The organism is Mesotoga sp., assembly GCF_035363035.1.
Taxonomy (GTDB): domain Bacteria; phylum Thermotogota; class Thermotogae; order Petrotogales; family Kosmotogaceae; genus Mesotoga.
This window is the reverse complement of the sequence record NZ_DAOSEH010000074.1, coordinates 1-10754: the sequence shown is the minus strand read 5'-3', so window position 1 is coordinate 10754 and position 10754 is coordinate 1. Positions and strand designations below refer to the sequence as shown.

General features: G+C 51.4%; 7 protein-coding genes. All 7 read right to left on the bottom strand.

Annotated features, from left to right (window positions below):
• The coding region (locus tag PKX57_RS09680) for a PAS domain S-box protein (RefSeq protein WP_472417024.1) at window positions 1-3046 on the bottom strand (3046 nt) is incomplete at its 3' end.
• A 241-nt stretch (window positions 3047-3287) separates the two neighbouring features.
• The gene (locus tag PKX57_RS09675) at window positions 3288-4598 is read right to left on the bottom strand and encodes a metallophosphoesterase (RefSeq protein ID WP_472417022.1); all 1311 of its coding nucleotides are present in this window, start codon (window positions 4596-4598) and stop codon (window positions 3288-3290) included.
• Window positions 4599-4733: 135 nt separating this feature from the next.
• A complete protein-coding gene (locus PKX57_RS09670) occupies window positions 4734-5804 on the bottom strand; it encodes an ABC transporter ATP-binding protein (RefSeq protein WP_472417020.1) in 1071 nt (356 codons plus the stop codon).
• 14 nt (window positions 5805-5818) lie between these two features.
• Window positions 5819-7492: an ABC transporter permease gene (locus tag PKX57_RS09665; protein ID WP_472417018.1), complete on the bottom strand. Its 1674-nt coding sequence runs from the start codon at window positions 7490-7492 to the stop codon at window positions 5819-5821.
• A gap of 62 nt (window positions 7493-7554) precedes the next feature.
• Window positions 7555-8535 carry an ABC transporter substrate-binding protein gene (locus tag PKX57_RS09660; RefSeq protein ID WP_472417016.1) on the bottom strand — a complete coding sequence of 327 codons (981 nt, stop codon included), beginning with the start codon at window positions 8533-8535 and terminating at the stop codon, window positions 7555-7557.
• A 29-nt stretch (window positions 8536-8564) separates the two neighbouring features.
• Complete coding sequence (locus tag PKX57_RS09655) at window positions 8565-9425, bottom strand: MurR/RpiR family transcriptional regulator (protein ID WP_472417014.1); 861 nt, start codon at window positions 9423-9425, stop codon at window positions 8565-8567.
• A 16-nt stretch (window positions 9426-9441) separates the two neighbouring features.
• On the bottom strand, window positions 9442-10754 hold a 1313-nt coding region (locus tag PKX57_RS09650), incomplete at its 5' end, for an alkaline phosphatase family protein (protein ID WP_472417013.1).

Here is a 10754-nt window from a genome sequence, read left to right as displayed (position 1 = left end):
CTAACGCGGCCCTGTACGGCCTATGTGAGGACATCGCTTCCACAACATCGGCCACGGCGATTATCCTGGCCTCCAGGCATATCGAGTCGCCGGTGAGCTTATCGGGATAACCCGAGCCGTCCAGTCTCTCGTGGTGTTGCCTGACTATTTCGGCGATCGGCCAAGGAAAATACACTTCCTTCAAAATCTCGTAACCCTGTCTGGCGTGCTCCCTCACCAGCTCGAATTCGATCTTGTTCAGCTGAACCGGCTTGGTGAGTATCTCGGCCGGCACGGCGTTCTTCCCTATATCGTGTAGCAGCGCCGCCACCCTCACCGACTCCGTTCTGTCCTTTCCCCGGATATCATCGGCGAACACTCTTGCAGCGATCGCCGTGGCAAGTTCGCTAACTCGCTTCTGATGACCATAGGTGTAGGGATCCCTCGATTCGACAAGGGCCGAGAGAGTTCTTATGAGAGACTCCAGACTTTTTCTGACAGAATCTTCAGCTTTTTTCCTTTCTGTTATATCGACTATCACGGCCACAAAGACTTTTCCCATATTGTCGTCGTGGAGTTGCAAACGCACCTCGACGGGATACTTCGTGCCGTCCTTTCTCGTGTGAACGGTTTCGAAGACCACCGAGCGGTTCTTACCGTTTTTCAAGTATTCGGTGATCTTTTTGAATTCGTCGGGTGAGGTCTCTTTTTTGAGATCGAGTGGTGTCATCTCCTTCAATTCATCCATCGAGTAACCCGTGTTCTCTATCGCTCCACGATTTGCCAGCAGAAAACGGAGCGTTTCGTGGTCGAAAACGTATATCTCGTTCACCGACCAGTCCAGCACTCTGCCAAGTCGGGTCGCCATGATCTCGGAGAGCTTTCTATCTGTTATGTCCAGAGCGATACCACCGATCATGGGAGTATCGCTCCCGGAAGAGATCGGGAACTTCTGCATGAAGAAAATCCTGTCCCTGCCGTCGGCGCATCGGGCCACTAATTCTTCAGAAATGCTCTTTCCGAGCCAGACGTTCCTGTCATGCTCCAGCATAGATCTACCCCATTCACCGGTTAGTAACTGATCTGCGCTCTTTCCAAGAAAGTTCCTGTCGATCCCGAAATACTTCTCCATGTACTTGTTGAAATAGCTGAGCCTGAGATCTCTGTCCTGCATGAAAACGGCTCCGGGAAATTTGTCCATGAAGAGTGCGAATCTCTTTTGAAGACTCTCTCTCTCGTTTTTCAATTCGATCTTACTTATGGCCAGGGCTATGTCGTTGGCTATCTCTCCAAAGAGCGACCTCTCTTCGAGGTCCTGTGCAAAGTTCTCCGGCATTATGGCGGCGATGAAGCCGAAAATTCTATCGGCACTCTTCAAACTCTTCAACAGAACCACATGCTCTGTCTGGTCGTCATCGTAGAGACTGGACCTGCGATACTCCTCGTTCGAGATCATCAAAACTTCATCGCTGGTAAAAACCCGGGTTATGAACGAAGGGAGAATACTCTCTTTGAAGGCCATATTCATTTTCTCGAGCCTCTCTCCTTCGAATCCCGAACTTGACCAGTCAACAACTTTCATGTTCTTATCCATAATGACGAGGAGAGAATTATCGTAGCTCCTGAGTCGGGTGAGGAGGTCGGTTATCTTCCTGATGAGCGTGCCCCTGTCCTCTTCTCTCACTATAAGCTGGTTTATGCTCCTTATAGATAGAAGAACTCTATTAAGATGCTCTAGCTTCCTCCTGTTACGCAGCGAGAGGATTCCGTAAGAGAGATCTCCGGAAAGCTCCTCCAGAAGATGAACTTCCTCTTGATCGAAGGCGTTTTCATCAGTGGAGTATATGTTGAGGGCGCCGATGGTCTCCTCTTCTATCTTCAAAGGAAGCGATATCGCAGACTTGAGCCCGTAACTGTCGACCACAACCTTCCAGGGAGAGTACTCGGGGTTTTTATCGATCGAGCTCTTTATAACGGTCCTGCCGGTCCTCACCGCCGTGCCGACAGCGCTCCTCCCCAGCTCGCTCTCGTCGAAAGTGACGCTGATCTTCTCTGGATAAGTTTTTGCCAGGCCACTCGAAACAACAGGCTTCAAGTCGCTGCTGGAGGGAACTTTGTAGGCTATCCAGGCGAGTGCATAACCGCCTAACTCCGTGGCGATGGAGCACGTTCCTTTGAGAAGCTCCTCCTCGTCGGTCACGCGTACCAGGAACTGGTTGACTTCGCTCAGGAAGGAAAGCGCCCTATTGTACCGCCTCAGCTGGTCCTCGATCCTGTGGTGTTCGGTGAGGTCGGTGTGAGTGCCCACCATCCTCAAGGCTCTGCCCCGAGCATCCCGAAGAACCACCTTTCCGCGGTCGAGAATCCATTTGTACGAGCCGTTCTTGGTCATAACTCTGTGTTCGACCTCGTAATAGGGTATCTCGCCGTTCAGACACCTCCGCAGTTCTCTTTCGACTTTTTCAAGGTCGCCCGGAAAGACTCTCGATTCCCACTCCTCTAACCTGTTCTCTATTTCATGGTCAAAGTAGCCCAGCATCTCTTTCCATCTTTGCGAGAAGTAAACCTCTCCCGTCTCGATATTCCAATCCCAGACTCCTTCCCTGCTAGCCTCGATCGCGAAACTCAGCCTTTCTTTGCTCTCTGTGAGTTCGTTGAAAAAATTCACACGTTCTATAGTGCTTGCAAGATTGCGCGCAACCGTTGCGAGAAGCTTTTCCTCCTCTGGTAGAAACTCCGGGTGCTCGCCGCTTTCGGCTGGGGAATAAGAAACCTCTACGCAACCTGCCTCACGACCTCCGATCAGCAGTTTGCACCGGATAGATCTATCGGGGAACCATTCCTCTCTTGAAGAATAAACCCGACCGTCTATTAGTACCCGTGAAATCGCACTGTCGGGAAACTGGAAAGCCGGGGGAAGAGTCTTTAGAACCGCCCCGACTGCCTCTTCGACCGTTCTGGAATCGGCCAGAAGCCGGGAGAGAGTATAAAGACAGTTCAGCTCCTTTATTCTTTCTTCGAGAGCCTGCAAGGCGTTCATTGAATGGTTATAAAATCCACGATCCAAAATGAACTCTCCTCAAAAACAATCTATATGGCAATCGTACCATTTTTCTCCGATTAATCGTATATGTTATAAGACTTGCAACCGAGTTACAGACAATTATTCAGCCGGACACGCCGCTAACGTATTTTCAAGCGGTAATTGGGATTGTCAAATCATCGAAAGAGTCCCGTTCAAATACCCTCTACATTGAAGGTATCGGTCGGTATGTAATATGTGTCGCGCTTTTCCAGAAACTACCATCTCACCCGTCAAATCCGGACGTCCGGGTTATTGAAGGGATTTCGACGGCGGGAGGCTTTTTTCGCAACGATATCAGAAACCTCTGCAGGAGCGTGAGTTTGGTGGAAGGTATTTTATCGATCCTGTGGTATTCGATCACCGTGTCTTTACCGTCGTATGATATGACGAAGTAATTCAGGTCGTACCGGGGGTAGAAGATTGCCGGGAAAGGCCAAATAAAAGATTTCACCCTTTCCAGCCTTTCGAGCCAGGTGCCCGTGTTGATAACGTAACGATCGCCATCTTTCAGGAGAAAGGGATTGTGTGTGTGGCCGAAGATAAAGAATTTTACCGACCTATCGCTCTCGAAGACCTTTCTCGCGCCTTCCAAATAGGCCCGCTCTTTTTCGGCCTTCTCCTTTTTCTCGTAAACGAGACCGTACCGCTTGAGCGCCGACTTTATGTCCCTGAAAACTATGAACAGCGGGATCGAGACCACCACGAAAATGATCAGAATCAAAACGTCTATTCCGATGATTGTATCCACAACACTGCCCACCACGCCAAAGGGTTTGAGAAAATCTTCGTAGAGATACTGTACGCTGTTGAGTCCAAAGATATCGAGGATTCCGAGCATAAAGAGGACTATACTGACCGCGAAAAAGAAGAGAAAGGGAACGATGGCCAGCCTCAATAAGGGATGCATCTCCAGATAGAAGTAACTCGAAAACATCCATCTTGGCAACGCGTTCAAAGGCTGCACACATCGAACGTTAACCAGCCAGTTCTTTCTGCCCATTCTGGATATAAGGCCGGCGAGCGACAGAAGGTATCTCGTTATGTAAAAACCGGCCGGTCTGCATAGTTCAGATCCGGGCACTTCGATTTCGTTGAACTTGTCGTGTTGGTGGCCGTGCTCTATCCAGATCTTCTCGTCGGCGATCTCCCTTATCAGGTGTTGGTTTTCATCCAGAAAGATGTTATATTCGCCGAGTTTTTCTTTCGAGCCGGGATAGCCGAGCACAGTGTGATCGTGGTTTCCCACTATGTAGGTTATCCTTACGGATTCACCGGCCTTCCTGAAGGCATGGAAGACATCGGCGTACTTGTCTAGAACGAAGTCAAGTTGAACGGGTCCTTCAACGGTGGATAGTTCCCAGAAACCGAAAAAATCGCCGGCGATGATCAGTTCGACATCCTCACCGGAGTCCCCGGTCTCGCTCAGCGAGTTCAAAAAACCTATCAGCTCGGATTTGAAGGTTACATCCTCGAGTTCACCGTCTCCGCCAATATGTAGATCGCTGATAATGTAGTACTTCTTTTTTTCTCCCATTCGATGCCCCGCGGTCTGGAAAATCAGCTACCCTTTTACTTTATCATACTTGTGAATTCTTTCGCGTCCGAATTTTGAGATGCGGAGATCGAACTACTTCCGGCTACAATCCTCAAAACTTTCACGACTACGATCTTACTTGAAGAGCACATAACTTTCAAACCGAAGCCCCACGGTCTGCCCAAGCTCGAACTCCTCGCCGGAGGAGGCTTCCACACGGATCTCTTCTTTTCCCAGTGCCACGCGGTAATCTAGTATATTGCCAAGATAGACTCTCTTGGTCACTTTTCCTCTTATTGAGCTGCTATCGGGGGAGACCAGCTTAACGTTCTCGGGCCTTATGGCAAAGACGAACCCCCCTTCGCTGCTCTTTCCGGTGTTTTCGGGATTCACTTCGAAAGGCGGCGTCTCGGGTGAGGATGGGAAAGAGGCCATCATTCGACCTTCTCGTTCTGTAACATCTATCTTCAAGAAGTTTATAAGGCCGATGAAGTCGGCGACGAATTGGTTTTCGGGCCTCTCGTAAAGGTCCTTAGGGGTTCCGAGTTGCTGCACTCTGGCGTTGTGGAGCAGGAGTATCCGATCTGACATGGCCATGGCTTCTGCCTGGTCGTGTGTGACGTAGATTATCGTGACGCCTATGCGTCGCTGAATGTCCTTTATTTCGAAGCGCATCTCCTCGCGCAGTTTCGCGTCGAGGTTGCTGAGAGGTTCGTCGAGTAACATAACGTCAGGTTCCATGACCAGCGCCCTGGCCAGAGCCACGCGCTGCTGTTGCCCCCCCGAAAGCTGGTGAGGATAGCGTTTCTCCATCCCTGTCAGCTTAACCATGGAGAGAACCTTCATCACTCGCTCTTTCATTTCTTCGGCGCCGATCTTCTTTATCTTCAACGGATAAGCGACGTTCTTGAAAACATCCATGTGCGGCCACACGGCGTAGTTCTGGAAGACCATGCCGACGTTCCTCTCTTCCGGCGGAACGAAGATCTTTTTCTCCACCGACGACACGAGTCTCTCGCCGATGAAGATCTCCCCGGTTGTGGGCATATCGAAACCGGCGATCATTCTCAGTGTGGTTGTCTTTCCACAGCCCGAAGGACCAAGAAAGGAGAGAAACTCGTGGTCTTTGATTTCCAGGTCTATATTATTGACGACATTCACATCACCGAATGATTTCGAAAGTCCCTTGAGAACAACTTTTGACATTCAACTCGCTCCCCTCATATTCCGACTTTTCCTCTGGTTAGCCACTTCACCAGAAGGTTTCCTGCTATAACGATCAACAAAAGAAGTGTGGCAAAGGCGGCCGATATCTGCACATATCCGGCCTCCTGCATTTCGAACACGGCGACTCCAATAGTTACCGTCCTGGGTCCCCAGAGGAGTATAGACATCGTAAGTTCCCTCAGGGTCGGCATGAAAATCAAAAACCAGCCGGCCACCAGGCCAGGTCTTATCAGAGGCACGACTATATCTTTCAGCGAAGTGAACCAGCTGCCGCCCGAGATCCTGGCCGCCTCTTCAAGGGAGGTGTGTATCTGCTCCAGAGAGGCCGACGTCGTTCTAACGGCGAAGGCCACGTAGTGGGCAACGTAGGCGAAGAGGAGTATCCAGAAGGTGTTGTAAAGATTCACCCCGTAATTGCCAGACCAGGCCAGTATCATAGCTATCGCCACGACCGTGCCCGGTATCGTGTAAGGTATCTGCGCAATAGTTTCAAGGGCCTTGCGGCCTCTTATTTTCGTTTTAACGCTTATATAAGCGATCAAGGAACCCAGGACCATACAGATCGTCGCGGCCGAGATGGCCAGCAGGAAGCTGTTCTTCAGGGCGTCTTTGGTCAGCCTGTACTCGAAGAGAATGTACCTGTAATTCCTGAAGGTGAGGTTCTCCCAAGTTATATCGGCACCCCAGGCATCCAGCAGCGATGTGAGACCTATTGAAAAGAAGGGCATGATGACGGTTATAAAGACTACCACTAAGGCGACGATAAGGCAGGGTATCTTCCAGGCACCCAGATCGAGAGTCTTCGGTCTCATGCTCTTTCCGGATATGAGGGTGTACTGTTTCTTCTTGAGGTAGAAATTGTTTATGAGCAAGGCTCCGACCGAGATCACCATCAACATTATCGACAGGGCCGAAGCTGTGGCTATTCCGTTGAAACCACCGCTGTGCATGTACGAATAGATCATCGTCGTAAGAACGAAGACCCTCCCCTGCATTCCCACAAGCGCCGGAATGCCGAAGTTGGCTATACTCGAGGCGAAGACAAGGAGCGCTCCGCCCGCTATGCTTGGAGCTACCAGTGGAAGCGTGATATCGCGCATTATCTTCATCGTCTTCGATCCGCACGTTCTTGCAGCCTCCTCAAGAGTGGGGTCCATCCTCTCGAGAGCCCCGGCCACGGTTATGAACACGAAGGGATAAAGGTATAGCGTCATCACCCATATGAGGCCCGGCATGGTGTTGACGTTGAAGACGTACCCTTCTATGCCGAAGATCGACTGGATAAGTCTGTTTATATAACCGTTGCGCCTGTTGAGCAGCTGAGACCAGGCGATCGCTCCTATGAAAGGCGGAATCATATAGGGTAATATGAACAGTGTTCTGAAGAGCTTCGCGAAAGGGAGGTTGGTTCTAGTCACCAGCCAGGCCAGAGGCGCTCCAAGCAGAACCGAAAAAAGCGATGTGAAGAGACCTAGCTTTAGACTGTTGAAGAGAGCCGTATAATTTCTCTTCGCCTGAAAGACCGTAGCGTAGTTTTGAAGCGTGTAGGCCCCGTCGAATTTGAAGCTGTTCAAAAACAGCAGCGTCAGGGGAAAAACCACGAGAATGGCTATCACCACGAAAGTCCCGCCCAGAATGAAGGGATCGGCCTTGATCTTTCTCTGCAACAAGAGTACCACTCCTCAGGATGAAAGTAAGGCCCGGCCATGAGAGGCCGGGCCGAAAACCGTCAGAACAGCATGATATCGGAGAAGTTCGCATTGATCTCGGCGAGCCCTTCTTCGATATATTTCCAGTCAATTTCCATCGCCTGTCCCAGTATCTCGCCGGCGGGCGGCGTATTGGCCGGGGGATTAACGTCGCTCCGGACCGGAACCAGTGAACCAAGCTCGACCTGTGCCTTCTGGCCGTCGATCGAGAGGATGTAGTTGACGAACTTCATAGCGGCCTCCATCTTCTGCGATGACTTCAAAATCGCAATGGGGCTCGGGATGGCTATCGTGCCGTCGGTGGGGTAGATGATGTCGATCGGGCTACCTTTGACATTGAGGTCGCGCGCAATGTAGTCGAGAGTCATGCCTATCGGGAACTCTCCGGCCGCTACCTTCTGCGCGACATCGCTGTTCCCTCTGACAACTACTGCCTCATTCTTTCTTAGATCTTCGAAGTATTTCCAGCCATATTTCTTGGCCAGCGCGCCGACCGCGGCGACGGCAGCGCCCGAGTACTCGGGGTTTGGCACTACGTAGTTGTCGTACCACTTTTCATCCGTCAGTTCCTTCCAGGATTTGGGAGCCGTTTCCGGTGTGAGCGCCTTGGTATTGTAGGCTATAACCATGTTGATAAGCCTTCCAGCGTAGTAATAGCCTTCCGGATCCTTGAAGTTCTCCGGCAGTGCCGAGGCCTCCTCGGGGTATATCTGCGCCAGAAGACCCTGTTTCTTCAGAGTTTCATAGTAAGAGAACTCTGCGACCCAGAGAACGTCGGCCTGTATATTGCCGGACTGCACTTCGGCGGCGAGCTTGGTCTGGATGGTTCCGGTACCGGACCTGAAAACTTCCAGCTCGATACCGGGGTTTGCAGCCATGAAAGCATCGGCGATAGCCGTCATAATTTCCGTTGGAACCGAGGTGTAAAGCATTATCTTCTCGGTTCCAAAAAGCACCGCGCTACAGATCAGTAGCAGAATTACAATTGCGTACTTTCTCATTAGACAACCTCCTGCACCGGCCCGGGAAACTATTCCTTCCCGTTAAGCCCGAAGATATTTGGGATCTCGTCCAGTTTTTTAAGCGCTTTAAGTTTCTCTTCGTCCCTCTCGGCGAGATAGAGGACCAGGGCGTTGAGTATGGCCATCGGAACGACGAGCGAGTTCAATAAGGAAACCGGCCCTCTGTTGGCGACCAGTGTTACATCCGATCTCAAAGCCAGTTCCGAAACGGTGCTGTGAGTGAGTGCGATAGTCGGGATTGCCCTGGCCCTTGCGTAATCGAAGGCCCTGAGTATGTCCTGTGAGCAGCGAAAGAAGCCTATACCGAAAAGCACGTCCCTGTCGTTCATGAGAAGAAGCGTCTCGTAGAAACCCTTTCCGCCGCCGGTGACGACCCGGGTATCGATTTGCATCCGTCTTAACCTGAATTCGAGGAACTTGCACAGCGATTCCGATACGCCCTGACCGGTCACGAAGACCCTGTTTGCGCCTTCGATCAGATCGACAGCACGATAAAATTCATCCGACGAAACCCTGGAAATGCCCTCCTTAAGGTTCTCGACCTCGGCCGTCAACAGTCGCTCCAGAGAAGTTTCGCCGGACTTTATCTTTCTCACCGTCGCCGACATCTTCTCGGCCGGAGTCAACCTCTCCTTTATCAGATCCTGGCTGTGCTGTCTGAGATCTGTGAAGCTTTCGTATCCGATCGATCTGGCGAACCTTATTACAGTCGTTTCACTGACTCCCAGCCTCGCCCCCAGCTCTTTGGGAGAGACGAAGGCGATGTTTTCCCAGTTTTCGAGGATACTGTCGGCGATGAGCTTTTGGGACTTAGTGAGGGTTGGATAGACCTCCCTTACCCTATCGAGAATAGTCATGTCTCTTTCCAAGAGCCCTTCCTCCCGTTTATAGCCCGTAATAGCATTCGCCTTTACCTTCCACGAGTGCATCATACACCGGCTTTGTTTTCCCTGTGTAATCTTTGCTTCTGTCCAGTGCGTAACCCCTTCCAACGGCTGTTACTACTTCGGTCTTTCCGAGTTCTTCGCGGTATTTCTCGAGTAAAGCGACGGCGCTTCTCGGCGGCGCGCTGCGGCCGTCGAGTATCAGGTGTGAAAAGATTCTCTCTACATTCCTTGATTTTGCCACCTTCGAGATCGACAGAATCTCGTTTATATTCCCGTGAGAGCTGGCCTCCGAAAGCATACCTATCAGATGAAGGGAGGCTCCGTCTTTTATATCGTTCAACACCCTTTCGAGAACCGGATTGTCTTCGAAGCGGCGTTCTATGACTCTCATCAACCTGAGTTCGTCCTGTTCGATCAACCTTCCTGCCCCGATGGTAAGATGGCCTGTCTCGGAGTTGCCGCTCCTTCCGTGGGGAAGTCCAACGTATTCCTCGCTGGCCATAAGCCTTGTGAATGGGAACTTCCTCTTCAGGAAATCGAGGTTCGGAGTGGAGGCGGCCTTGAGAGGATTGATAGAGGGATCGTCGCTGCCCTCTCCCCAGCCGTCCAGTATGACCAGAACCACGCCGCTTGATACGGGAATTCTCTTGAGAAGAGAGCGGCCTGTCATCTCCTCGGGCTTGCGGATGTTCATAAGCGAGAGTATCGTCGGCGCCACATCGACCAGAGATCCACCGTTGATTATGTCATCTTTTCCGAGCATGGGATTGACCACTACGAAGGGGACCGGCGCCGTCGTGTGGGAGACAGAAGGTGTGCCTTCATCGGTAAAACCTCTTTCCATTAGACCGTGATCGGCTGTGACTATCAGTGTGCGTCCGAGAGATGTAGCCTGACTGTAGATCGCGCCCAGCGCTTTATCGATCTCTTCTGCGGCCTTCACCTTCAATTCCATTTCCTGGAGATGGCCTATCACGTCGCCGGCCGGGAAGTTGATTATGATGAAATCGTACCTGTCCATCGCCTTCACCACTGCCTTGCCAATCTCGGCACTCTTCATCTCCGGGTGATTCTTGAAGTCCTTCCAGCTCGGTATGATTTCGGCCACCTGACCGGGGTAGAGACGACTGTGCCGGCCGTTAAAGAAGAAGGTAACGTGAGACTCCTTTTCAGACTCCGTCACGGCGAGCTGCTTCTTACCCTCACCGCTGAGAACTTCGCCCAGTGTCCTTTCAGGCCTGACCGGCGAAACTATCGGCTCTATCTTCGAGAACTTTTCATGGTACTCTACCAGCGGCACGAAACGGAGCC

Coding starts and splice junctions, on each gene's coding strand:
- PKX57_RS09675 (WP_472417022.1), bottom strand. CDS start 4,598: ATGGGAGAAAAAAAGAAGTACTACATTATCAGCGATCTACATATTGGC.
- PKX57_RS09670 (WP_472417020.1), bottom strand. CDS start 5,804: ATGTCAAAAGTTGTTCTCAAGGGACTTTCGAAATCATTCGGTGATGTG.
- PKX57_RS09660 (WP_472417016.1), bottom strand. CDS start 8,535: ATGAGAAAGTACGCAATTGTAATTCTGCTACTGATCTGTAGCGCGGTG.